Here is a 22,203-nt window from a genome sequence, read left to right on the forward strand (position 1 = left end):
TGTCGGACCCATCCGGTGGCAGGAAACCCAGCGAGGAGCATTCCAGTGGCTGATGGCAGCGGCCCCTTCGACATCGTCGTCCTAGGTGGCGGTAGCGGTGGTTACGCATGTGCCCTGCGGGCGGCCGAGCTCGGCATGAACGTCGTCCTCATCGAGAAGGACAAGGTCGGAGGCACCTGCCTGCACCGCGGCTGCATCCCCACGAAGGCACTGCTGCACGCCGCCGAGTTGGCCGACCAGGCCCGCGAGGGCGCTTCCTTCGGCGTGCGGACCAGCTTCGAGGGCATCGACGTGCCGGCCGTCCACGCCTACAAGGACAAGGTGATCAGCGGGCTCTGGAAGGGCCTCGCCGGTCTCATCAAGAGCAAGAAGATCACCGTCGTCGAGGGTGAGGGCCGGCTGGCCGGCCCCGGCCGCGTGGAGGTGGGCGGCCAGGTCTACGAGGGCCGCCACGTCGTGCTGGCGACCGGTTCGGCCCCCAAGTCGCTGCCCGGCCTGGACATCGACGGCGACAAGATCATCAACAGCGATCACGCGCTGGTCCTGGACCGCGTGCCCTCCTCGGTCGTCGTCCTGGGCGGCGGCGTGATCGGCGTGGAGTTCGCCAGCGTGTGGCGGTCGTTCGGCGCCGAGGTGACGATCGTCGAGGCACTCCCCCACCTGCTGCCGCTCGAGGACGAGTCGAACTCCAAGCTGCTCGAGCGGGCCTTCCGGCGTCGCGGCATCAAGTACGAACTGGGCGTCAGGTTCGAGAGCGTCAAGACCACCGAAACCGGCGTGGTCGTCACGCTGGAGAACGGCAAGACGCTCGACGCGGAGCTCATGCTGGTCGCCGTGGGCCGCGGGCCGGTCTCGGCCGGCCTGGGCTACGAGGAGGCCGGCGTCCGTATGGAGCGCGGCCACGTGCAGGTGGACGAGTTCTGCCGGACCAGCGTGCCCGGAGTGTACGCGGTGGGCGACCTCATCCCCACCCTGCAGCTCGCCCACGTCGGCTTCGCCGAGGGCATCGGAGTCGCCGAGCACATCGCCGGCCTGAACCCCGTGCCGATCGACTACGACGGCGTGCCGCGCATCACCTACTCCGAGCCCGAGGTCGCGTCGGTGGGCATCAGCACGGCCGTCGCCCGTGAGCGCGGCCATGACGTCGTCGAGCTCACCTACAACCTGGCCGGGAACGGCAGGAGCAAGATCCTGCAGACTCAGGGCGAGGTCAAGGTCGTCGCCGAGCGCGACGGCCGGGTCCTGGGGGTGCACATGGTGGGCGGCCGGGTCGGCGAGCTCATCGCGGAAGCTCAGCTGATCTTCAACTGGGAGGCCACGGCGAACGACGTCGCCCAGTTGATCCACCCGCACCCGACCCAGTCCGAGGCTCTCGGCGAGGCGATGCTGGCCCTGGCCGGCAAGCCACTCCACGTCCACAACTGAACGAACGCGAGAGAAGACGAAAAATGCCGGTCTCCGTAACCATGCCCCAGCTCGGTGAGAGCGTAACCGAGGGCACCGTCACCCGCTGGCTGAAGAACGAAGGCGACCACGTCGAGACGGACGAGCCGCTGCTGGAGGTGTCGACCGACAAGGTCGACACCGAGATCCCGTCGCCGTCGTCGGGCTACCTGACCAAGATCCTCGTCGCCGAGGACGAGACGGTCGAGGTGGGCGCCGAACTGGCCGTGATCGACGCCGACGGCGCCGGTGCCGCTCCGCAGCAGGCCCCAACTCCCCAGCAGGCACCCGCCCCCGAGCCCGAGCCCGCCCCCGAGCCGGCCCCGGCGCCCGCGCCTGAGCCCGCTCCGGCCCCGGCTCCGCCCATCTCCTCCATCCCGCAGCCGGCCCCGGCAGCACCGCCCGCCCCGCCGGCGCCGCCCGCCCAGCCCGCTCAGGCCGCCCCGGTGACCCAGCCGACGCCGCTTCCGCCCCCCGGCGAGGCGCCGTACGTCACACCGCTGGTGCGCAAGCTGGCCGCCGAGCACGGCGTCGACCTCGACTCGTTGACCGGCACCGGTGTGGGCGGCCGGATCCGCAAGCAGGACGTGATCGAGGCGGCCCGCGTCCAGCGCGAGCGCGCGGCGGCGGCCGCTGCCGCGCCGCAGCCGCAGGCCCCCGCCGCGGCCCCCGCGCCTGTCCCGGCGCAGGCCCCGGCTCCGGCCCAGCCGGCCGCACCCGCGGCGGTTCAGGTGGACACCACGCTGCGCGGCACCACCGAGAAGATGTCGCGGCTGCGCAAGGTGATCGCCGACCGCATGATGGAGTCGCTGCACACCTCGGCGCAGCTCACCACCGTCGTCGAAGTCGACGTGACCCGGATCGCCGCGCTGCGGGCCCGGGCCAAGAGCGCCTTCGAGGCGCGCGAGGGCGTGAAGCTGTCGTTCCTGCCGTTCTTCGCGCTCGCGGCGGTCGAGGCGCTGAAGGTCCACCCGAAGCTGAACGCGGTCATCGACGATGAGACCAACGAGGTGACCTACCACGACGTCGAGAACCTCGGCATCGCGGTCGACACCGAGCGCGGCCTGATCGTCCCAGTGATCAAGAGCGCGGGCGACCTGAACATCGCGGGTCTCGCCCGCAAGATCGCCGACCTGGCCGAGCGCACCCGGACCAACAAGATCACGCCGGACGACATCGCCGGCGGCACGTTCACGCTGACCAACACCGGCAGCCGCGGCGCGCTGTTCGACACCCCGATCCTCAACAAGCCGCAGGTCGGCATGCTGGGCACCGGTGCGGTCGTCAAGCGCCCGGTCGTCGTGGACACGCCCGAGGGCGAGGTCATCGCGGTCCGGTCGACGGTGTACCTGGCGCTGACGTACGACCACCGTCTGGTCGACGGTGCGGACGCCGCCCGCTTCCTCACCACGATCAAGCGCCGCCTGGAGGATGGCCACTTCGAGAACCAGCTCGGCCTCGCCTGAGCTGAGGCCCTCCCCTCGTTTCGACGTGGCCGTCCCGTGTGCGCACGGGACGGCCACGCCCGTTCGAGAACAGCGCGGCCGCGCCCGTTTCCGCGGGTTCGGCCATCCGCCTCCGGCACCCCGCCGTACCCTGGGGAGACCGTCGAGCTGACTGACACAGGAGTGGGCATGAGCCGAATCGGGCAGTCGCACATCGTCGCCATCGGGGGCGGGTCGTTCCGGCCATCGGAGCGGTACGGCTTCATCGAGCCGACCGCGCTCCTGCGCTACGTGCTCGATCTGACCGGCCAGGACCGGCCCAGGCTCGGGCTGCTCGCGACCGCCACCGGCGACGACTCCGACTGGCTGCTGAAGATGTACGGAGCCTTCAGCCGCTGGGACGTCGAGGTCAGCCACCTGACGGTCTTCCCGATGCCCAACGTGGCCGACCCGCGCGAGTGGATTCTGGAGCAGGACGCGATCTATGTCAGCGGCGGCAGCGTGGCCAACCTCGCCGCGCTGTGGCGGCTGCACGGGCTGGACGAGGCGTTCGCCGAGGCCTGGCGGTCAGGTGTCGTCCTGTCCGGGCAGAGCGCGGGGGCGCTGTGCTGGCACGTCGGTGGCAACACCGACTCCTTCGGGCCCAGGCTGCGTCCCTGGGCCGAAGGCCTGGCGCTGCTGCCGTACTCGTGCGGCGTCCACTACGACTCCGATCCGCAGCGCAGGGCGCTGCTGCACGAGTCGGTGGCCTCCGGCGAGCTTCCGGAGGCGTACGCGGCCGACGAGGGCGTGGCGCTCCACTATGTCGGCACGGAGTTCATCCAGGCGGTCAGCGTCTCCCCCAAGGGTGCCGCCTATCGCCTGGAGCGCGACGGTGCGGGTGTGAAGGAGTGTGCGGGTGTGAAGGAGTTCCGCATCGAACCCCGCCTGCTGACGTCCACTAACCTTGAGCCGTGAAAGGCTTGGCCATCGTCCGCATGGGCGTCGACGTTCCGTACGAGCAGGCCTGGAACCTGCAGCGGGTGCTGCACGGGCGCCGGGTGGCGGGCGACATCTCGGATCTGTGCCTCATGCTGGAGCACGCGCCCGTCTACACGGCGGGCAAGCGGACGCTGCCGCACGAGCGGCCGGCCGACGGCACCCCGGTCATCGACGTCGACCGGGGTGGCAAGGTCACCTGGCACGGGCCGGGGCAGCTCGTCGGCTACCCCATCATCCGCGTCGACGACATCGTCGCCTATGTCCGGCTGCTGGAGGAGGTCCTGATCCAGGTCTGCGCCGACTTCGGGCTGGCCGCCCGGCGGGTCAAGGGCCGCGGCGGCATCTGGGCGCCGGGCGATCCCGGGCACGGGCTGCCCGACCGCAGGCTGGGCATGATCGGCGTCCGGATCGCCCGCGGGGTGACCATGCACGGCTTCGCGCTCAACTGTGTGAACGACCTGAGCTGGTACAACCGGATCATGCTGGGCGCCGACGCCGACGCCGGGGTGACGTCGCTGTCGGCGGAGACCGGCCGCCGCATCACGGTCGACGAGGTCATCCCCTTCGCCGAGAAGCGCCTCGCCGAGGCCCTCGGCGTCGAGCCGTACGACCTGTACGAAGAGGATCTTTCGTAGCGGAGGAGAGGGAGACGTCCCGTATCACGTGGTGCGGGCGGGTAATAGGCTGGGGTCCGTGAGCGAGCGAAGCGCGCGAGCCTACAAGGCAAGGGTTGTCGCATGACGGTTGCACCAGAAGGCCGGAAGCTCCTCCGCTTGGAGGTCCGCAACAGCCAGACCCCGATCGAGAAGAAGCCGCCGTGGATCAAGACGCGGCTCCGGAACGGTCCCAACTACAACGAGATCAGGTCGCTGGTCCGTGACGCCGGCCTGCACACGGTCTGCCAGGAGGCAGGCTGCCCCAACATCTCCGAATGCTGGGAGGATCGCGAGGCGACCTTCCTCATCGGCGGCGACCAGTGCACCCGGCGGTGCGACTTCTGCCAGATCGACACCGGCAGGCCCGCCGACTACGACCGGGACGAGCCACGCCGCGTCGCCGAGTCGGTGCGTCAAATGGGCCTGCGGTACGCCACGGTGACCGGCGTCGCCCGTGACGACCTGCCGGACGGGGGCGCCTGGCTGTACGCGGAGACCGCCCGGCGGATCCACGACATGGTCCCCGGCTGCGGCGTCGAACTGCTCGTGCCCGACTTCAACGGCCACCGGGAGCAGCTCGAGGAGGTGTTCTCCGCCCGGCCCGAGGTGTTCGCGCACAACATCGAGACGGTGCCGCGGATCTTCAAGCGGATCCGCCCGGCGTTCCGGTACGACCGATCACTGGCAGTGATCACCATGGGCCGCGAGGCGGGGCTGGTCACCAAGTCGAACCTCATCCTCGGCATGGGCGAGGAGCGCGAGGAGATCAGCCAGGCGCTGCGCGACCTGCACGAGGCGGGCTGCGACCTCGTCACGATCACCCAGTACCTGCGGCCGAGCCCGCGTCACCACCCCGTGGACCGCTGGGTGAAACCGGAGGAGTTCGTCGAGCTTCAGCATGAGGCCGAGGACATCGGGTTCGCCGGCGTCATGTCTGGGCCGCTGGTCCGCTCGTCCTACCGCGCCGGCCGTCTCTACCAGCAGGCCATCGCCGCGCGGACCACCACCGGGGGCGCCGGCTGACGTCGGCGGGTCTCGTTTTCATTAATCCACCACGGAATTTGTATCCTTCACACCATGGCGAAAGACGCAGCGACTCCGGGCCGGCTCAAGCAGATCCGGATGGTCGCCCAGATCATCAAACGGTCGAACCCCAAGGGCATGCCGATCGTCTACGCCTCGGCGTTGGGCACGCTCCTGGTGTTCGTCGTGCTCGGAGTGCTCTTCGGGTGGACCTGGTACGTCTTCGGCGCCTTCTCCGCCCTGCTGGTCGGCATGATCGTCTTCAGCCGGCTGGCGCAGAAGGCGCAGTATTCGTTGCTGCACGGACAGCCCGGTGCGACGTACGCGATCCTGCAGGGGCTGCGCGGCACCTGGTATGTGGAGGAGAAGCCCGTCGCGGTCAACCGGGACCAGGATCTGGTGTTCCGTGTCGTCGGCTACCCCGGCGTCATCCTGGTCTCGGAGGGCCCGTCGAGCCGCGTCCAGCGCATGCTCGTGGCGGAGAAGAAGCGCGTCCAGCGGGTCGCCATCGACGTGCCCGTCTACGACGTCCAGTGCGGCGACGCCGAGGGGCAGATCCCGCTGGCCAAGCTGTCACGGCACATGATGAAGCTGCCGCGCAACCTCAAGAAGCCGGCCGTCTTCGAGGTCAACAACCGGATGCGCGCGCTGACGCCCGCGGTGCCGATGCCGAAGGGCCCGCTGCCGAAGGGCATCCGGATGCCGCGCGGCCCCAAGACGCGCTGAGAGATGAACTGAGGGATGACCGGGATGGACGTCGTCGGCAGGCGGCCCGTCTCCCCCGCCGAGACGTCCCGGGCCAACCGCGGCTGGTGGGACGGCGCGGCCGACGACTACCAGGCCGAGCACGGCGGTTTCCTGCGTGACCACGGCTTCATCTGGTGCCCGGAGGGGCTCGACGAGGCCGACGCCCGACTGCTCGGCGACGTCACGGGGCGACGTGTCCTCGAGGTCGGCTGCGGGGCCGGACAGTGCGGCCGGTGGCTCGCCACGCAGGGTGCGATCGTCACCGGTTTCGACCTGTCGTACCGGCAGTTGCAGCATTCGCGGCGGATCGACCTCGCCGTCGGTACGGCCCTGCCCGTCGTGCAGGCGGACGCCGAGGCCCTGCCGTACCGGGACGGCTCGTTCGACCTGGCGTGCTCGGCCTTCGGTGCGCTGCCCTTCGTCGCCGACGCGGGCGCGGTGCTCACCGAGGTGCGGCGGGTGCTGCGGCCCGGCGGGCGGTTCGTGTTCTCGGTCAGCCATCCGATCCGGTGGGCGTTCCCCGACGATCCCGGGCCGCGCGGACTGACGGCCGACCGTCCGTACTTCGACCGGGCTCCGTACGTCGAGTTCTCCGACGGCACGCCGTCCTACGTGGAGCACCACCGGACGATGGGCGACTGGGTGGGCCTGATCGCCTCGTCCGGCCTGGTCCTCACCGGACTGGTCGAGCCGGAGTGGCCCGGGGGGCACGACCGGGTGTGGGGCGGCTGGAGCCCGCTGCGCGGCCGCGTCCTCCCCGGCACGGCGATCTTCCAGACCGTCAGAGATTGACCACGACGGTGCCGGAGGCGCGGTCGTGCAGGCCCCGGCGGTCGCGATCCCAGATCAGAGCGGGTACGGCGAGGCACAGCAGGAACGTGCGCAGCAGCACCGCGGGTAGCGGCGGCCGACCGCCGTTGAGGGCGGCGACCCGGATGCGCAGCAGTCGCATGCCCAGCGTCATCCCGACCGTGCTCACCAGCAGCACGTACTCCAAGGCGAATACGCCGAGGCCGACCACGCCGACGTCCTGTCCCTGCTGGCGCAGCAGGCCCCCGGCGATGGCCCAGGAGCAGATCAGCCAGTCGACCAGGACGGCCCCGATCCTGCGTCCCCATCCGGCGACCGCGCCGCTACCCGATTCCGGCAGGCCGAGCCGTACACCGGGGTGTCCCAGGTCGACGCCGGCGGCCCGGACCCCGCCCAGCCAGGTCTGCGTCCATCGCGGTTGGCGCTCGTTCATGGCTCCTCAGCCTATTCACGTTTCACGCCGGGTGGCGCGCGGGGATGGCCGGTGACCTTAACACCGGCGAAACAAACGAGACATGGCACGGAAACGGCTCGCGCATATTTTCGGGTCTGCCGGCCGATGACCCTTGGAGGTTCGAGAGTGTTCAACTCCGCCGATGACGTCCTCAAGTTCATCCGGGACGAGGGGGTGCAGTTCGTAGACGTCAGGTTCACCGACCTGCCGGGCACGACGCACCACTTCACCTTCCCCGTCGAGAACTTCGGCGCGAACGTCTTCACCGACGGCCTGATGTTCGACGGGTCGTCCATCCGCGGTTTCCAGGCCATCCACGAGTCCGACATGCTGCTGCTGCCGGACCCGTCCACCGCCGTGCTCGACCCGTTCCGCAAGCACAGGACGCTGAACATCAACTTCTTCGTGCACGACCCGCTGACCCGGGAGGCCTACAGCCGCGACCCCCGTAACGTGGCCAGGAAGGCCGAGGAGTATCTCCGGGGCACCGGCATCGCGGACACCGCCTACTTCGGCTCCGAGGCCGAGTTCTACATCTTCGACGACGTGCGCTTCGAGACCCGGGCGAACGCGGGTTACTACTTCATCGACTCCGTCGAGGGCGCCTGGAACACCGGCAAGGCCTCCGAGGGCGGCAACCTGGGTTACAAGCCGCGTTACAGGGGCGGTTACTTCCCGGTCCCGCCGATGGACCACTTCACCGACCTGCGCTCGGAGATGGTCCGCAACCTCATCGAGGCCGGCATCGAGACCGAGATCCAGCACCACGAGGTGGGCACGGCCGGCCAGGCCGAGATCGACTTCCGGTTCGGCACGCTGCTCAAGACGGCCGACAACCTGATGCTGTACAAGTACATCGTCAAGAACACGGCGATGCGGCACGGCCACACCGTCACGTTCATGCCGAAGCCGCTCTTCGGTGAGGCCGGCTCGGGCATGCACTGCCACCAGTCGCTCTGGAAGGACGGCGAGCCGCTGTTCTACGACGAGGTCGGCTATGCCGGGCTGTCGGACACGGCGCGGTACTACATCGGCGGCCTGCTCAAGCACGCCCCGTCGCTGCTCGCCCTCACCAACCCGACGGTGAACTCCTACCACCGCCTGGTGCCCGGTTACGAGGCCCCGATCAACCTGCTCTACTCGCAGCGCAACCGCTCGGCCTGTGTGCGCATCCCGATCACCGGGTCGAACCCGAAGGCCAAGCGCATCGAGTTCCGCGTGCCCGACCCGTCGTGCAACCCGTACTTCGCGTTCGCGGCCATGCTCATGGCCGGTCTGGACGGCGTCCGCAACAAGATCGAGCCGCCGGAGCCGCTCGACAAGGACCTGTACGAGCTGCCGCCCGAGGAGGCACTCGGCGTCGCCAAGGTGCCCGCCTCACTCGAGGAGGCGCTCGACAACCTCGAGGCCGACCACGAGTACCTGCTCGAAGGCGGGGTGTTCACCCCCGACCTCATCCAGACATGGGTCTCCTACAAGCGGGACCACGAGATCACACCGCTCCGCCTCCGCCCGCACCCCCACGAGTTCGAGTTGTACTACGACTGTTGAGCCCAGATCGCTTGAAAGGCCGTCGGCCCGGCCCTCGCAGAGGGTACGGCCGATGGCCTTTCTCATGTGCTCCCGTGACCGGGCGGCAACGGATGCACGTACGTCCGGAGCGTGAATCGGAGTTGATCACTCAGGCTGATCCGGAGACGGCGCCGCCAAGCCCTCCTCCTGGTCGCGGAGTGCCGCCACGATCTCACCGAGAAGAAACTGAACCTTCGGCTCGACCGCACGGCCGTGATAAACGCTCTCAACGAGGTCGAGGCCCTCTTCTACTGTAGAGAAGCCGAGTTGCCGGTAGAGGAACATGATGTCGTCCGCATCGTTTTCCACCCGAGAAGAGAAAAGCTTCATCGCAAGCAGGTAGCGTGCCGACGCGACATCCACAACCAGCGAGTCGCTGGAGTAATATCGCCGAGCATCTGGATCTGGGCCAGGTAGGAAGCCTTTCACAGCATCGTTGAGCCAGTCCTTGGCCAGGCCACGGCGTTCGGCCACAGCCAGCGTCGCCTGGCGGACCACCTCTGTCGGCAGGAATACCGCGTCGAGATCCCTAGTAGACCTCGCGTTGTCGTAGGCCACAGCAATAGCTGCGCCTCCGACGAGAAACAGATCAGCCTTGGCTCCACGTGTGTCCAGCTCTGCGCTCAGCTCATTTAGAAGCTCTAGGATCTCATCCCGGCCAAGCCCGACACTCATATGCGCTCCAGTGCACTTCGGGTGATGAACACACCGCGCTTTCGAAAGGAGGAAGGTGACTCCACCAAGGCACGCGGGTGCAAACCGCGGAGTTCCGTGACGAACCACCACGGCAGTGCTTCCCTCTGCGGATCACGAGCCCATGACGGTACCGGCCACCTGTCGTTGCGCGCGAGGTGTTCCGCCAAGGCAGCAAGGGCAGCATCGACCCGGGCATCTCCCACCGGGGATGGCGCATCGTCCCACATCTGGCTAGCAGCCACCACCCCATCATGACGGAGGACGCTCCTGTAGTCGTCGAGCATCTGGATGATGGAAAAGCGCCAGACACGGCTGAGCGGCTCACCTTCAGCGACCATCTGAGCAGCCGCCGCAGCAGCATCCCCCACCGTTCTGAAAGCGCTAAGCCTGTTCATCTCTGTACGGTACCTCGACATCAAGGCCGCACAACGGACAGAGATCAGCACGGTGCGATCAAACCAGAGGCCGCCACGTACCGCCATCCTTTTCCAGGATCGAGAGGTCAAGATCTCCGGTGGCCACCATCTCCCGCATCCGCGCCACGGCCGCCGCCCGCCTCCCCCGGTCGACGATCTCCCGCAGGGCCGCGTTGACCGTGTCCTTCTTGGAAGAAGAGCCAAGTAGTCGCGCGGCCTCCGCCAGGGTCTCGTCGTCGATATCGATCACGATCTTAGCCATCACGCATCTCCCCGTCTCTCCGTACCTGAGGCTCTCAGTGGCCCGCCTGCGCGGCCCGGGGCTCCTTGAGAGTAACCTCGTGCAACCCGAGAAGACGGACTCCGGAGGGCGTGCGGACCACGGGCCAGGCCCGTAAGGTGTCGTCCTACGTCGAATCGCAGGTCAAACGCTGGGAGACGTTCGTGGTGAACGAGGCTGAGCTGCGGCATCTGCGCCGCTGCGTGGAACTGGCGACCGAGGCTCTGGAGGACGGCGACGAGCCGTTCGGCTCCGTGTTGGTCGCGGCGGACGGGACCTCGCTGGCCGAGGACCGCAACCGGGTCGCCGGCGGCGACCGGACCCGGCATCCGGAGTTCGCGCTGGCGCGCTGGGCCGCGGCGAACATGACCCCCGAGGAGCGAGCCGGAGCGACGGTCTTCACCTCGGGCGAGCACTGCCCGATGTGCGCCGCCGCGCACGCCTGGGTCGGCCTGGGCCGCATAGTTTACGCGACCTCTTCCGAACAGCTCGTGTCCTGGCTCGCCGAGCTGGGCGTCCCCGCTGCGCCCGTACGAGCACTGCCGATTCAGGAGGTCGCCCCCGGCATCGTGGTGGAGGGCCCCGTTCCAGAACTGGCCGAGCAGGTACACGCCCTGCATCGACGCTTCCATGGGTAACGCTTTGGCCGAAACGGCATGGGCGCTTTGTCGTGAATGCGTAAGATGTACTCATATCGGGGATATCGTGGGATCTTGAGAGTGGTCTACCGCTTGAGCTTGACTGGTCTGGCTATGACCCATGGGTCCACCGAATACGTACTGTAAGATCACACCAGAACCTCACTCCTGGGGTACGGCATGGCCGAACACGTGCCCGCTCCGTCGAAGCTCGATACCTCGGTGCCACATCCCGCCCGCATCTACGACTACTGGCTGGGCGGCAACGACAACTTCGAGGCCGACCGCAAGGTGGCCGAAGCCACCGTCGCGGCATTCCCCGGAGTCGTCCAGGCCGCCCAGGGTAACCGCGCGTTCCTGGGCCGGGCCGTACGGTTCCTCGCGGAACAGGGCATCACCCAGTTCCTGGACATCGGCACCGGCATCCCCACCCAGGGCAACACCCACGAGGTCGCCCAGGCGGTGAACCCTGCCGCGAGGGTCGTCTACGTCGACAACGATCCCATCGTGATGGCCCACGCCCGTGCGCTGCTACGCGGCACCCCGGAGGGCAGGACCGCCTACATCGAGGCCGACCTCCGCGACCCCGACAGCATCCTGAAGCATCCGGACACCCTGGCGACCCTCGACTTCACCGAGCCCATCGCCATCGTGATCGTGGGCACACTGATGTTCATCAGGGACGAGGACGACCCGTTCGGCGTCGTCAAGCGGTACACCGACGCCGTCGTGCCCGGCAGCCACCTCGCTGTCTCCCACATCACCGCCGACCTCGCACCCGAGACCATGGAGGCCGCCGCGAAGGCCTACAACACCGGTCCCACACCGTTCACTCCGCGTACCGCCGCCGAGATCACCCGGTTCTTCGACGGCTTCGAACTCGTGGACCCCGGTCTCGTGGCGGTCTTCGACTGGCGTCCCGACCCGGACGAGGGCCCCTCCCCGGTGACCCGTCAGGCAGGTTTGTACGGGGCCGTGGGCAGAAAGCTCTGACCGGTCCGCGAGACGGGCGACGGCGTCACCGGGGACTGACGGATCCCTGCTTTCCGGTCGGGCCGGCGTCGCCGCCGGCGCGGGAGCGCAGGCCGGCGACACGGCGCAGCATGTCCCACCAGAAGGGCGCGCCGAACAGCAGAGCCACAGCCGTGATGAGGAAACCGGGCCAGTGACCGGGTGTCGACAACCGCTGCCACCAGGCGTCCCAGTTCCACGCCCAGGACGGGCTGTCGCCGCCGTCGCCCATCGTCACGCCGACGGGCGCGTTGGCGAAGATCTTCACGAACGCCGGGGTGCTAAGCACGTCGGTGACGCAGGCATAGGTGTCCTGCCTCGGCCCGCACTCCTGCCGGATCGGGGCCAGCGCCTCCGGCCCCGACTGGGCGAACGCGCTCACCTCGCTGCGGTAGGCGTTGTCCCTGAGCAGGTTCTTGCCGTACTCCAGGGCGTCCATGCCGAACAGCAGCGTCACGGCGATCCCGAGCGCGGCCACCACCCAGCGGACGTAGCGCCGGTAGAGGATGCTGAGCCGTTCCATCTCGCCGTCGAACCACTCGCCGACGCCGCGGCGGAACGTCTCGACGTCGTGCTCCACCCGGTCCCAGACCGCTTTGAGCGGGCGGTAGATCGGGCTCTTCATACGGTCGAGGTCCCGCATCAGCGCCTCGATCCCGCCGTGCTCGGTCGCGATCTCCATCACCGCGACCGCGAACCGGACCGGGGGGATGTCGGCGATGGTGGTCTTACCACGCTTGACGTGGTCGATCTCCCGCAGTCGCTCGTGCAGGAGATCGGCCAGCGACCTGCCGGTCCGTTCCCCGTCAGCGGGTGCGGGCCCCGGGGTGAACGGCGGCCGCGGGTCCCTGCCGAACGGCAGCCGCGCGAAGACCCCGAGCACGGTCGCGGGCAGCCGGGAGCGTCCCTGTGCCGGCGGCGGCAGCAGCTCCATCAGGGGAGCCCGAAGCCTGCGGCCCAGCCCCTTGAACGCGCGCAGGAGGCGGTCCAGCAGCCGGACCGGCCGCGCTTCGCCGTCCGGCCGCTCCGCGCCGTCGAGCGTGTCACGCAGGTACGCCCAAAGGAACTTGCTCCGAATCGCCAGCAGCCGGACGATGCCCTCGTTGATGCCGCTCACCAGGAGCGACAGCAGCAGGAAGGCCAGCACGAGGCCGATGGCGAGGTCCGCGTAATACGAGATCAAAGCGATCACCCGCACCGTTGATACACCGCTCCACACCGCATCGGCAACGTTTTGATCAAAGCGGCATGGGTGCTACGCACCGAATATGTAAGATCAAGTAAAACCTCCCCCTTGGAGTCCGGCATGGCCGACGACGCACCCGCTCCCCCGAAGATCAACACCTCGGTGCCACACCCCGCCCGCATCTATGACTACCTACTGGGCGGCAAGGACAACTTCGAGGCCGACCGCAAGGTGGCCGAAGCCACCGTCGCCGCCTCCCCCGGGGTCCTCCAGGGCGTCCGGGACAACCGCGCCTTCCTGGGGCGGGCTGTACGGTTCCTCGCGGAACAGGGCATCGGCCAGTTCCTGGACATCGGCACCGGCATCCCCACCCAGGGCAACACCCACGAGGTCGCCCAGGCGGTGAACCCCGCCGCGAGGGTCGTCTACGTCGACAACGACCCCATCGTGATGGCCCACGCCCGCGCATTGTTACGCAGCACCCCGGAGGGCAGGACCGCCTACATCGAGGCCGACCTCCGCGACCCCGACAGCATCCTCGACCACCCGGACACCCTGGCGACCCTCGACTTCACCGAGCCCATCGCCATCGTGATCGTGGGCACGCTGATGTACGTCGATGACAAGGAAGACGCCTTCGGCGTCGTCAAGCGCTACACGGACGCGGTCGTGCCCGGCAGCCACCTGGCGATCACCCACGTCACCGCCGACTTCGAGCCCGAGAGCCTGGAGGCCTTCGCGGAGGCCTACAACAGCACCCACGAAATGCTCACCCTGCGCACCCGCGCCGAGATCATGCGCTTCTTCGACGGCTTCGAGCTCGTGGAGCCCGGCATGGTGGGGCTCTCCCAGTGGCGTCCGGCTCCGGGCGAAGACTCCTATCGCCGCACGCACGGCGCGTACGGAGCCGTGGGCCGTAAGCTCTGACCGCTCCCTCTCACCTCGGTCCTCGACTCGGCTCAGTCCTCATAGAAGACTCGTTCCACCACCGCGCGGGCCCGGCGGGTCACCCGCCGGTAGTCGTCGACGAAGTCCTCCGACCCGTCCGGCGGATATCCGAGGGTCCGCGCGACCAGCGTTCGCTCCTTCACCAGGGTCGGCACGCTGTCGCCCGCCCGCCCGCGCACCAGCATGATCGCGTCGCGGATGCGGGAGGCCAGCCGCCACGCCCGCGCCAGCTCCGCCTCGTCCGCCGGGCCGAGCAGGCCCTCCTGGACCGCCGCCCGCAGGGCCTCCAGCGTGCGGGTCGTCCGCAGCTCCGGTACTGCTGCCGCGTGCCGGAGCTGGATGAGCTGGGCCGTCCATTCGACGTCGGCCAGGCCGCCCCGGCCCAGTTTGGTGTGCAGGGCCGGGTCGGCCCCGCGCGGCAGCCGCTCGGCCTCCATCCGCGCCTTCAGCTTGCGGATCTCCCGTACGGCCTCGGGCGAGACGCCTCCCACCGGATGGCGCAGCGGGTCGACGAGGTCGACGAAGTCACGGCCGAGCGCATCGTCTCCGGCGCAGAAGCGGGCGCGCAGCAGTGCCTGGGCCTCCCAGTGGGACGACCATCGGCTGTAGTAGGCGCGGTAGGAGGCGAGCGTGCGGACCAGGGGACCCTGCCGTCCCTCCGGCCGCAGGTCCGCGTCGACGTGCAGGGGCGGATCGGGGGCCGGCAGCGCGAGCAGCCTGCGCAGTTCCTCGGCGACCGCGTGGGCCGCCTGGGCCGCCTCCCGTTCTGAGGCACCCGGCCGGGGCTCATGCACGAACATCACGTCGGCGTCGCTGCCGTAGGAGCATTCCATGCCGCCGAGCCGTCCCATCGCGATCACCGCGATCCTGGTCGGGAGGTCGGCGCCGCCCGGCATCTTGTCGCGCACCGCGTTGAGGGCCGCATCCAGCGCGGCCTGGATCGTCACGTCGGCCAGTGACGACAGGACCCGGCCGACCTCTTCGACGTCGATCAGCCCGGAAAGGTCGGCGCACGCCGTGCGGAGCAGCTCCCTGCGGCGCAGCGCGCGTACGGCGGTGACCGCGCTCTCGGTGTGGGCGCCGTGCCGGCCGACCGCCGCGGCGGCCTCGGCGGCCAGCGCCGCGGCGGGCCGTACGCCGAGCTCGGCCGGCGAGCCGAGCATGGCGACCGCCTCGGGTGCGTGCAGCAGGAGCCCGGTCACGTAGCGGCCGGTGCCGAGCAGGTGGGCAAGGCGCTCGGCCACGGCGGTCTCGTCGCGCAGCAGCCGCAGGTACCAGGGCGTCGAGCCGAGTTTGTCGCTGATCTGGCGGAAGCCCAGCAGGCCGGCGTCCGGGTCGGGCGCGTCGGCGAACCAGCCGAGCATGACCGGCAGCAGCGTCCGCTGGATCGCGGCCCGCCGGGAGACGCCGCCGGTCAGTGCGGCGATGTGCCGCAGCGCGCCCTCGGGGTCGGCGTAGCCGAGCGCCTCCAGCCGGGCGGCGGCGGCCTCCGGAGAGAGCCGGGCCTGCGTCTCCGGCAGCCGGGCGACCGCCTGAAGCAACGGCCGGTAGAACAGCTTCTCGTGCAGCCGCCGCGCCTGGCGAGCGTGGCGCTTCCACGTCTCGGTGAACTCCCCCGCCGGGTCGGCCGTCATGCCGAGGCCTCGGCCGAGGCGGCGCAGGTCGGCCTCGTCGGCGGGCACCACGTGCGTGCGGCGCAGCCGGTGGAGCTGGAGCAGGTGCTCGACCCTGCGGAGGAAGGTGTACGCCTCGGCGAGCGCCTTGGCGTCGTCCCGCCCGACATATCCGCCCTCGGACAGGGCGGCCAGTGCCGGGAGCGTGGCGCGGCGGCGTAGCCGCGGGTCGGTGCGGCCGTGCACGAGTTGGAGCAACTGCACGGCGAACTCGATGTCCCGCAGCCCGCCCGGACCGAGTTTGATCTGCCGGTCGGCCTCGCCGGCCCGGGCGTTGGTCCGCGCGTGGGCCTCCACGCGGCGGCGCATCGCCTGCACGTCCTCGACGAAGCCGTCCCGGGCCGAGGCCTGCCAGACCAGTTCGCCGACCGCGGTGACGTACGCGTGGCCGAGTTCGAGGTCGCCGGCGACCGGCCGCGCCTTCAGCAGCGCCTGGAACTCCCAGGTCTTCGCCCAGCGCCGGTAGTAGGCCAGGTGACTGTCGATGGTGCGCACCAGCGGGCCGATCCTGCCTTCCGGCCGCAGGCCGGCGTCCACCTCCCAGAGGGATCCCTCCGCCGTGCTCGCCGAACAGGCCCGCATCATGGCCTGGGCGAGCCGGGTGGCGACGCGAAGCGCGTGGGTCTCGTCGACGCCCTCCGCCGGCTCGGCCACGAAGATCACATCGACGTCGGAGATGTAGTTGAGCTCGCGGGCGCCGCACTTGCCCATGCCGATGACGGCGAGCCGGACGTCTCCGGCGTCCTCGGTCTCGGCGCGGGCGATGGCGAGAGCGGCCTCGAGGGCGGCGGCCGCCAGATCGGCCAGCCCCGCCGTGACCTCGATGAGCGACGCCTCACCCAGGACGTCGCGTGCGGCCAGCCGCAGCAACCTGCCGCGGTAGGCAACGCGCAGCGCGTCGAGGGGATGCTCGTGGCCGGCTTTCACGGCCCGCGGCAGTTCCTCGTGCGGCGGCGCCGTACCACCCGCGTCGTCGGTATCGCCCAGCCGCCTGACGTCGGCCGGGTGCCGTACGACGTGCTCGGCGAGGGCGGCGCTCAGGCCGAACACGCGGAGGAGCCGACGGCGCAGGCCGGGATCGGCCCGCAATGCGGCCGATATGCCGGGATCTCTTTCCGCCAGGCGGCTCAGCGAGGTGAGCGCGAGATCGGGGTCGGCCGCGGCCGCGAGGTCGTCGAGCAGTTCGAGGTCATCGGCCGCCCCCGGGCCGAGACCGCGCAGCAGCCGCTCGGCCCTGGCGCCGTCGGCGAAGCCGAGTGCGGCCAGGCGCCCGGCCGTCGTCCGGAATCGCGGACCGGAGCCCACCCCGCCCCCCTCAGAGGACGGGCAGATAGCGGTCGAGCTCGAACTGGGTCACCCGGCGGCGGTACTCCCGCCACTCGGCCCGTTTGTTGCGCAGGAAGTAGTCGAAGACGTGCTCGCCCAGCGTCTCGGCGACCATCTCACTGTGCTCCATCGTCGAGATAGCCTCGTCCAGCGACTGCGGCAGCGGCTGGATGCCGAGGGCCCGCCGTTCCCGGCTGGTCAGCGCCCACACGTCGTCCTCGGCCTCGGGCGGCATCTCGTACCCCTCCTCGATGCCCTTCAGCCCGGCGGCCAGAATCAGCGCGAAGGCCAGATAGGGGTTGCACGAGGAGTCCAGCGAGCGGAACTCGACACGGGTCGAGGCACCCTTGTGCGGCTTGTACATCGGCACGCGGACGAGCGCGGACCGGTTGTTGTGGCCCCAGCAGATGTAGGAGGGGGCCTCGCCGCCCGCCCCGGCGATCGCCTCGGCGCCGCCCCACAGCCGCTTGTAGGAGTTGATCCACTGGTTGCACACGGCCGTGATCTCGGCGGCATGCCTCAGCAGGCCGGCGATGAACGACCTGGCGGTCTTGGAGAGCTGATAGGCGGCGCCCGCCTCGTGGAACGCGTTTCGGTCGCCCTCGAACAGCGACATGTGGGTGTGCATGCCTGAGCCGGGATACCTGGTGAACGGCTTGGGCATGAACGAGGCCCAGATGCCCTGCTCCAGCGCGACCTCCTTCATGACCAGGCGGAAGGTCATGATGTTGTCGGCCGTCGTGAGCGCGTCGGCGTACCGCAGGTCGATCTCCTGCTGGCCGGGAGCGCCCTCGTGGTGGCTGTACTCGACGGAGATGCCCATCGACTCCAGCATCATGATCGCCTGGCGGCGGAAGTCGTGGCCGGCGCTGTGCGGCGTGTGGTCGAAGTAGCCGCCGTCGTCGATCGGCTCCGGCAGGCCGCCCTTCTCCGGTCTGCCGCGCAGCAGGAAGAACTCGATCTCCGGGTGGGTGTAGAAGGTGAAGCCCATGTCGGCCGCTTTGGCCAGCGCCCGCTTCAGCACCCAGCGGGGATCGGCGTGGGACGGCGACCCGTTCGGCAGGAGAATGTCGCAGAACATGCGGGCGGCACCCGGGTTCTCGCTGCGCCACGGCAGGATCTGGAAGGTGGACGGGTCGGGTTTGGCCAGCATGTCCGACTCGTATACCCGGGAGAAGCCCTCGACGGCCGACCCGTCGAACCCGATGCCCTCGGAGAAGGCGCCCTCCAGTTCGGCCGGCGCTATCGCCACCGACTTCAGGAAGCCGAGCACGTCGGTGAACCACAGCCGGATGAACCGGATATCCCGCTCTTCCAGTGTGCGGAGGACGAATTCCTGCTGGCGGTCCAAGACGTACCTCTCGGAAAATCACACGTCGGATCTCCTACCAGTGTGCCCGTCGCGTGTTTCACGCGGGTTACGAAGCCGCTCCCCTGAGCGGCCGTAAAACGATTGGCGTCGCCTGAGCGGATTGACCAAGGATGGGCCCGTGACAACTGTGATCGACGGCTTCCTCCGGTCGAGGCTCGGCGGTCTTCCCCGGCCGTTCTGGGTGCTGTTCGCCGGCACCATGGTCAACCGGCTCGGCACGATGGTGGGGCCGTTCATCGGCATCTATCTGACTCAGACCCGTGGTCTGTCGCTCGCCGCGACCGGCCTGGTGCTGACGATGTTCGGCGTGGGGTCGATGCTGTCCCAGCCCCTCGCCGGGTGGCTCGCCGACCACTTCGGCCGCCGGGTCACGCTGACCGGCGGCATGACGGCCACCGCGATCACCATGCTCGTCCTCGGTTACATGACCAGCATCGCCGGCATCGTCGCGGCGATGCTCGTGCTCGGCCTCGTGATCGACGCCTACCGCCCGGCCTCCCAGGCGCTCGTCGCCGACCTGATCTCTCCGGAGGACCGGCCGCGGGCGTTCGGCCTGCTGTTCTGGGCGGTCAACCTCGGGTTCGCGATCGCAATGGTCTCCGGCGGATGGCTCGCCCGTTCCGGCTTCACCCTGCTCTTCTGGGTGGACGCCGTCACCTGCCTGGTCTTCGGCGTGCTGGTCTGGCGGGCCGTCCCGGAGACCCGCCCGGCGACCGCACAGGCCCGGGGCGGAGGATTCCGCGAGGTGCTGCGCGACCGGCTCATGGTCGCCTTCGTGCTGACCAGCCTGTTGTACGGCATGGTCTACACCCAGGCGCACACCACGCTGCCGCTGGCGATGACCGGCCAGGGCCTGCCCACCAGTGCGTACGGCACGGCGATGGCGGTGAACGGGGTGCTCATCGTGATCGTCCAACCGGTCATGAACACCTGGCTGGCGCGGCGCGACCCGGCCAGGTGGCTGGCGGCCGGCTACGCCGTCGTGGGCGCCGGATTCATGCTGCACGCCCTGATGTCGTCGCTGGCGGGACACGCGGCTGCCGTCATGGTCTGGACGCTGGGCGAGGTCCTCACCGCGGGGATCCCGGGGGCGATCGTGGCCGCCCTGGCCCCCGCGCACCTGCGCGGCCGCTACTCCGGCCTGTACGGCTTCGCCTGGTCGGCGGCCACGTTGCTCGCGCCCCTCGCCGGGACCTGGCTGCTCGCGGTCGGCCCGGGACTGCTGTGGCCGGTGGTCGGCGGGCTCGCCCTGCTCGCCGCGGCCGGGCAGCTCGCGCTGGGGCGGGCCATCCGCCGCCGCGGCGCCGCCGCGCAGAGCGAGGATGCCCAGGGCGCCGGCGCTGCGCACGCGACCACGAAAGCGTGATCCTCCGGTGGGCAGGATGGAACGCGCCAGTACATAATCCATCCAATTATGGACGAGAACTCCCCGGTTTTCCCCGCGCGGGCGGTCGCCTGGATAATGGCCGCGGCCGCGCTGGTCCTGACGATCGTGGGGATTTCGGTCCAGCTCCGGATCCCCGCCGAGTGGCAGCCCCGGCCGCCGCTGAGCCCGGACTTCGGCGTCGCGCTCACGTTCCCGCTCACCGGGGCGGTCCTGGTGTCCCAGCGGCCCCGGTTCCGCACGGCCTGGCTGATCTGCGTGGGCGGCCTGCTCGGGTCGGGGAACGTGGCCTTCACCGCGCTCATGTTCCATTGGGCCGCGCAGGACGAGATGCGGGCGGCCATCGTCGCCCGGGCGGTCCAGCTCATGTGCTGGGCGGTGGCCGGCCTGCTGCTGGCCATCATGGTTCCGCTGTGCTCGCCCACCGGCCGGCTGCCCTCGCGCCGCTGGATCCCCCTCGCCGTGCTGGGCGTCGCCGCCACCGCCGCCGAGTTCGGGCTCGCCCTGCTGCGGCCCGACCCCGACCCCGCCGCGTACCCCTGGCCGGAAGTGATCCACAACCCGCTGGAGGTCCGGGCCCTCCTCCCCTACTACCAGCCGGCCCAGACGGTCCTGCAGTACGTCATCAGGTTCTGCGTGGTCGCCTCGCTGGCCTCGCTGGCGCTGCGGCTGCGCCGCGCCGACCCGGTCACGCGGCGGCAGATCGCCTGGCCCCTCACCGTCTTCGCCGGGTACGTCGTGTTCTACCTGCTGGGTCCGGACTGGTGGATCCCGGCGACGGTGTGGACGGCGCTCATCCCGTTCGCGATCCTGTTCGCCGCGCTGCGCTACCGGTTGTACGGCATCGACACGGTGATCAGCCGGACCTTCATCGCGGCCGGGCTGCTGGCCATGATCAGCGCCGTCTACTTCGGGGTGGGGGCCGTCTCCAGCCTCGTGGCCTCCGGCTACCACCAGGTGGCCGGACTCGCGGCGGCCCTGTTCGCCGGCGCCTTCTTCCAGCCGTTGCGCCGCGCCCTGCAGCGCGTGATGGACCGCGCGCTGTACGGCAGGGTGGGCGACCCGGCCCTGCTCGCCGAACGGCTGACGCAGGAGGTGCGGCGGGCCGACCCGGCCGACGCGCTGTCCGCGGTGGTCACGGTGGTGCGGGACGGCCTGGCCGTCGACGGCGTGGCCGTCGAGATCACCGACGGACGGCCGCGGTACGTCGAAAGCGGCGAAGTCGGCCCGGACGCCAGACGGATCCCGCTCGTCTGGCACGGCGAGCCGGTGGGACGGCTGCTGATCGGCAGGCCGGGGGCGCGGCGGTTCGCCGCCGCACACGACGAACGGGTGATCACGACACTGCTCCCGTATGTGGCCGACGTGGCCCACGCCGTACGGATGGCGGCCGATCTGCAGCGGTCACGCGAACGCATCCTCGCCGCCAGGGAGGAGGAGCGGCGACGGCTGCGCCGCGACCTGCACGACGGCCTCGGCCAGACCCTCGGCGCGATGGCCATGACGATCAACATGGCCAGGATGAGCCTGACGAGCTCCCCTTCCGCCGCCGACGGGCTGCTGCGAGACCTGCGGGCCGGCATGGACGCGGTCACCGGCGACATCAGGGAGCTGGTGTACGGCCTGCGGCCGCCGGCCCTCGACGACCTCGGCCTGGCAGGAGCCGTACGGGCGCTGGCGGAGGAAACTCTCCCCGCGGCGCCTTCTCTCCCCGCGGCGTCGGCCACGCGATCGGAGAAGGCGCCGCGAGTCGAGGTTCGGCTCGGTGACGAGATGACCGGGCTGCCCGCCGCCGTGGAGGTCGCCGTCTACCGCATCGTCCAGGAGGCGCTGAACAACATCCGCAGGCATGCGAGGGCCACCCGGGTGGTGATCACGGCGGAACGGCGCGGGACCGCCGGGGCGGGGAGTGACGGCGCAGCGGGGAGTGACGGCGAACTGCGCGTCCGGGTCGCCGATGACGGCATCGGCCTGCCGCACCACGTCCGGGCGGGGGTCGGTCTGTCATCGATGCGGGAGCGGGCCGCCGAGCTGGGCGGCAGCTGCGTGGTGATCTCCCCTGACACCGGCGGCGCCGTCGTGGAGGCCCGTTTCCCGCTGACCGGCTGACCCCGGGGCCGGACATGGGCGGTGTCGCCCGGC

20 protein-coding genes are annotated in these 22,203 nt (G+C 70.0%); 13 read left to right on the forward strand and 7 right to left on the reverse strand.

Features of this window, described 5'->3' with window-relative positions; translation table 11 throughout:
- Positions 1-45 precede the first annotated feature (45 nt).
- The 7 genes from lpdA (at position 46) to ACFHYQ_RS02295 (ending at position 7,087) form a co-directional block, all read left to right on the forward strand.
- Positions 46-1,425, forward strand: coding sequence for a dihydrolipoyl dehydrogenase (gene lpdA / locus ACFHYQ_RS02265; protein ID WP_394299349.1), 1,380 nt, complete (start codon positions 46-48; stop codon positions 1,423-1,425).
- Positions 1,426-1,448: 23 nt separating this feature from the next.
- Positions 1,449-2,909: a 2-oxoglutarate dehydrogenase, E2 component, dihydrolipoamide succinyltransferase gene (sucB, locus tag ACFHYQ_RS02270; protein WP_394299350.1), complete on the forward strand. Its 1,461-nt coding sequence runs from the start codon at positions 1,449-1,451 to the stop codon at positions 2,907-2,909.
- 168 nt (positions 2,910-3,077) lie between these two features.
- The gene (locus tag ACFHYQ_RS02275) at positions 3,078-3,845 is read left to right on the forward strand and encodes a Type 1 glutamine amidotransferase-like domain-containing protein (protein ID WP_394299351.1); all 768 of its coding nucleotides are present in this window, start codon (positions 3,078-3,080) and stop codon (positions 3,843-3,845) included.
- Positions 3,842-4,504 (forward strand): lipoyl(octanoyl) transferase LipB, encoded by a 663-nt coding sequence (gene lipB / locus ACFHYQ_RS02280; protein WP_394299352.1) that lies wholly within the window; start codon positions 3,842-3,844, stop codon positions 4,502-4,504. Before ACFHYQ_RS02275 ends, lipB begins: the two co-directional genes overlap by 4 nt.
- Before the next feature lie 102 nt (positions 4,505-4,606).
- Positions 4,607-5,548 (forward strand): lipoyl synthase, encoded by a 942-nt coding sequence (gene lipA, locus ACFHYQ_RS02285; RefSeq protein ID WP_394299353.1) that lies wholly within the window; start codon positions 4,607-4,609, stop codon positions 5,546-5,548.
- 54 nt (positions 5,549-5,602) lie between these two features.
- Positions 5,603-6,274, forward strand: a complete 672-nt coding sequence (locus ACFHYQ_RS02290) for a DUF4191 domain-containing protein (protein ID WP_394299354.1) — start codon at positions 5,603-5,605, stop codon at positions 6,272-6,274.
- Positions 6,275-6,298: 24 nt separating this feature from the next.
- On the forward strand, positions 6,299-7,087 hold the full coding sequence (locus tag ACFHYQ_RS02295; protein ID WP_394299641.1) for a class I SAM-dependent methyltransferase: 789 nt from the start codon (positions 6,299-6,301) through the stop codon (positions 7,085-7,087).
- Here the strand turns inward: ACFHYQ_RS02295 and ACFHYQ_RS02300 are convergent.
- The gene (locus ACFHYQ_RS02300; protein ID WP_394299355.1) at positions 7,077-7,538 is read right to left on the reverse strand and encodes an RDD family protein; all 462 of its coding nucleotides are present in this window, start codon (positions 7,536-7,538) and stop codon (positions 7,077-7,079) included. The genes ACFHYQ_RS02295 and ACFHYQ_RS02300 overlap by 11 nt on opposite strands.
- A 147-nt stretch (positions 7,539-7,685) precedes the next feature.
- Between ACFHYQ_RS02300 and glnA the strand changes: the two genes are divergently transcribed.
- The gene (gene glnA, locus ACFHYQ_RS02305) at positions 7,686-9,110 is read left to right on the forward strand and encodes a type I glutamate--ammonia ligase (protein ID WP_394299356.1); all 1,425 of its coding nucleotides are present in this window, start codon (positions 7,686-7,688) and stop codon (positions 9,108-9,110) included.
- Between the two features lie 126 nt (positions 9,111-9,236).
- On the opposite strand, the gene ACFHYQ_RS02310 is transcribed toward glnA, so the two are convergent.
- Genes ACFHYQ_RS02310 through ACFHYQ_RS02320 form a run of 3 tightly spaced genes read right to left on the reverse strand, consistent with a single transcriptional unit; the run spans position 9,237 to position 10,505 of the window.
- On the reverse strand, positions 9,237-9,806 hold the full coding sequence (locus tag ACFHYQ_RS02310) for a DUF6036 family nucleotidyltransferase (RefSeq protein WP_394299357.1): 570 nt from the start codon (positions 9,804-9,806) through the stop codon (positions 9,237-9,239).
- A complete protein-coding gene (locus ACFHYQ_RS02315; RefSeq protein ID WP_394299358.1) occupies positions 9,803-10,222 on the reverse strand; it encodes a hypothetical protein in 420 nt (139 codons plus the stop codon). The genes ACFHYQ_RS02310 and ACFHYQ_RS02315 overlap by 4 nt, the downstream gene beginning before the upstream one ends.
- Positions 10,223-10,280: 58 nt before the next feature.
- Entirely contained in the window at positions 10,281-10,505 is a 225-nt protein-coding gene (locus tag ACFHYQ_RS02320) for a type II toxin-antitoxin system VapB family antitoxin (protein ID WP_394299359.1), read from the reverse strand.
- 182 nt (positions 10,506-10,687) lie between these two features.
- Here ACFHYQ_RS02320 and ACFHYQ_RS02325 point away from each other — a divergent pair, with 182 nt between their 5' ends.
- Complete coding sequence (locus ACFHYQ_RS02325; RefSeq protein ID WP_394299642.1) at positions 10,688-11,161, forward strand: nucleoside deaminase; 474 nt, start codon at positions 10,688-10,690, stop codon at positions 11,159-11,161.
- A 180-nt stretch (positions 11,162-11,341) separates the two neighbouring features.
- A complete protein-coding gene (locus ACFHYQ_RS02330; RefSeq protein ID WP_394299360.1) occupies positions 11,342-12,154 on the forward strand; it encodes an SAM-dependent methyltransferase in 813 nt (270 codons plus the stop codon).
- 25 nt (positions 12,155-12,179) lie between these two features.
- Here ACFHYQ_RS02330 and ACFHYQ_RS02335 read toward each other — a convergent pair whose 3' ends face one another.
- Positions 12,180-13,364, reverse strand: a complete 1,185-nt coding sequence (locus ACFHYQ_RS02335) for a hypothetical protein (RefSeq protein ID WP_394299361.1) — start codon at positions 13,362-13,364, stop codon at positions 12,180-12,182.
- 114 nt (positions 13,365-13,478) lie between these two features.
- Here ACFHYQ_RS02335 and ACFHYQ_RS02340 point away from each other — a divergent pair, with 114 nt between their 5' ends.
- Positions 13,479-14,285: an SAM-dependent methyltransferase gene (locus ACFHYQ_RS02340; protein WP_394299362.1), complete on the forward strand. Its 807-nt coding sequence runs from the start codon at positions 13,479-13,481 to the stop codon at positions 14,283-14,285.
- Positions 14,286-14,317: 32 nt separating this feature from the next.
- Here the strand turns inward: ACFHYQ_RS02340 and ACFHYQ_RS02345 are convergent, their stop codons facing one another.
- Positions 14,318-17,284, reverse strand: a complete 2,967-nt coding sequence (locus ACFHYQ_RS02345) for a bifunctional [glutamine synthetase] adenylyltransferase/[glutamine synthetase]-adenylyl-L-tyrosine phosphorylase (RefSeq protein WP_394299363.1) — start codon at positions 17,282-17,284, stop codon at positions 14,318-14,320.
- 10 nt (positions 17,285-17,294) lie between these two features.
- Positions 17,295-18,656, reverse strand: coding sequence for a glutamine synthetase family protein (locus ACFHYQ_RS02350; RefSeq protein ID WP_204016617.1), 1,362 nt, complete (start codon positions 18,654-18,656; stop codon positions 17,295-17,297).
- Positions 18,657-18,795: 139 nt separating this feature from the next.
- Between ACFHYQ_RS02350 and ACFHYQ_RS02355 the strand changes: the two genes are divergently transcribed.
- A complete protein-coding gene (locus ACFHYQ_RS02355; protein ID WP_394299364.1) occupies positions 18,796-20,043 on the forward strand; it encodes an MDR family MFS transporter in 1,248 nt (415 codons plus the stop codon).
- A 48-nt stretch (positions 20,044-20,091) separates the two neighbouring features.
- Positions 20,092-22,170 (forward strand): sensor histidine kinase, encoded by a 2,079-nt coding sequence (locus ACFHYQ_RS02360; RefSeq protein WP_394299365.1) that lies wholly within the window; start codon positions 20,092-20,094, stop codon positions 22,168-22,170.
- The last annotated feature ends 33 nt before the right edge of the window (positions 22,171-22,203 follow it).

It is taken from the genome of Sphaerimonospora cavernae, assembly GCF_042435035.1.
Taxonomy (GTDB): domain Bacteria; phylum Actinomycetota; class Actinomycetes; order Streptosporangiales; family Streptosporangiaceae; genus Sphaerimonospora; species Sphaerimonospora cavernae.

Excerpts from the sequence above, each read along its gene's own strand:
- ACFHYQ_RS02360 (WP_394299365.1), top strand. The coding sequence starts at position 20,092 with ATGGACGAGAACTCCCCGGTTTTCCCCGCGCGGGCGGTCGCCTGGATA.
- lipA (WP_394299353.1), top strand. The coding sequence starts at position 4,607 with ATGACGGTTGCACCAGAAGGCCGGAAGCTCCTCCGCTTGGAGGTCCGC.
- ACFHYQ_RS02275 (WP_394299351.1), top strand. The coding sequence starts at position 3,078 with ATGAGCCGAATCGGGCAGTCGCACATCGTCGCCATCGGGGGCGGGTCG.
- ACFHYQ_RS02295 (WP_394299641.1), top strand. The coding sequence starts at position 6,299 with ATGGACGTCGTCGGCAGGCGGCCCGTCTCCCCCGCCGAGACGTCCCGG.
- ACFHYQ_RS02315 (WP_394299358.1), bottom strand. The coding sequence starts at position 10,222 with ATGAACAGGCTTAGCGCTTTCAGAACGGTGGGGGATGCTGCTGCGGCG.
- ACFHYQ_RS02300 (WP_394299355.1), bottom strand. The coding sequence starts at position 7,538 with ATGAACGAGCGCCAACCGCGATGGACGCAGACCTGGCTGGGCGGGGTC.
- sucB (WP_394299350.1), top strand. The coding sequence starts at position 1,449 with ATGCCGGTCTCCGTAACCATGCCCCAGCTCGGTGAGAGCGTAACCGAG.
- ACFHYQ_RS02330 (WP_394299360.1), top strand. The coding sequence starts at position 11,342 with ATGGCCGAACACGTGCCCGCTCCGTCGAAGCTCGATACCTCGGTGCCA.
- ACFHYQ_RS02290 (WP_394299354.1), top strand. The coding sequence starts at position 5,603 with ATGGCGAAAGACGCAGCGACTCCGGGCCGGCTCAAGCAGATCCGGATG.
- ACFHYQ_RS02310 (WP_394299357.1), bottom strand. The coding sequence starts at position 9,806 with ATGAGTGTCGGGCTTGGCCGGGATGAGATCCTAGAGCTTCTAAATGAG.
- ACFHYQ_RS02320 (WP_394299359.1), bottom strand. The coding sequence starts at position 10,505 with ATGGCTAAGATCGTGATCGATATCGACGACGAGACCCTGGCGGAGGCC.
- ACFHYQ_RS02340 (WP_394299362.1), top strand. The coding sequence starts at position 13,479 with ATGGCCGACGACGCACCCGCTCCCCCGAAGATCAACACCTCGGTGCCA.